At 51.8% G+C, this 939-nt stretch carries 1 protein-coding gene; it reads left to right on the top strand.

Annotated elements, in window-relative coordinates; all coding sequences use genetic code 11:
• The coding region (locus Q3O12_RS09410; RefSeq protein WP_301670205.1) for an IS5 family transposase at positions 1 to 634 on the top strand (634 nt) is incomplete at its 5' end.
• Positions 635 to 939 lie beyond the last annotated feature (305 nt).

Raw genomic sequence — 939 nt, 5'->3', positions numbered from 1 at the left:
CCGCCAACTGACCGAAAAAGGCTTAAAAGTAGAGAAAGCATCCGCCGCCGTCATTGACGCCACCATTATTCAGACTGTCGGCAGCAAACAGCGTCAGGCTATAGAAGTCGATAACAAAGGACAAGTCAGCGGACAAACCACACCGAGTAAAGACAAAGATGCCCGTTGGACAAAGAAAAACTGCCTCTACAAACTCGGTTACAAACAACATACCCGCACCGATGAGGAAGGCTATATCGAGAAACTGCACATCACTCCCGCCAATGCCCATGAGTGCAACCACCTGTCGCCTTTGCTGGAAGGGATAGCCGAAGGTACGGCCGTCTATGCCGACAAAGGCTACGACAGTAAGGAAAACCGGCAACATCTGAAAGAGCATCAGTTGTTAGACGGCATTATGCGCAAAGCCCACCGCAACCGTCCGCTGACGGAAGCACAAACCAAACGCAACCGATATTTATCGAAGACCCGTTATGTGGTCGAACAAAGCTTCGGTACGTTGCACCGTAAATTCCGCTATGCGCGGGCAGCCTATTTTGGTCTGCTCAAAGTGAGTGCGCAAAGCCACCTGAAGGCGATGTGTTTGAACCTGTTGAAAGCCGCCAACAGGCTAAGTGTGCCTGTTGCCGCCTAAAAGGCGGCCCGGATGCCTGATTATCGGGTATCCGGGGAGGATTAAGGGGGTATTGGGGTAGAATTAGTGGATATTTGAAACGAAAACAGCCGAAAACCTGTGTTGGGGGTTTCGGCTGTTGGGGGAAAAGGAATTTTGCAAAGGTCTCAGCCTTATCACGTTTTCAACTGCCGCCACACACCCAAAGGCCGCCTGAGACCCTTTTTCAGACGTTCCGCTCCGATACCCCCAACAAAACGCCGCCCGAACGCATGTTCAGACGGCATTTCCTTTGCGTCGATTCATTCCCCGATATAGCGCAGGTC

The sequence above is a fragment of the Neisseria benedictiae genome (assembly GCF_958267435.1).
GTDB lineage: Bacteria > Pseudomonadota > Gammaproteobacteria > Burkholderiales > Neisseriaceae > Neisseria > Neisseria bergeri.
Note: the sequence above shows the minus strand (reverse complement) of the source record. Positions and strands in the feature narration are given on the sequence as shown.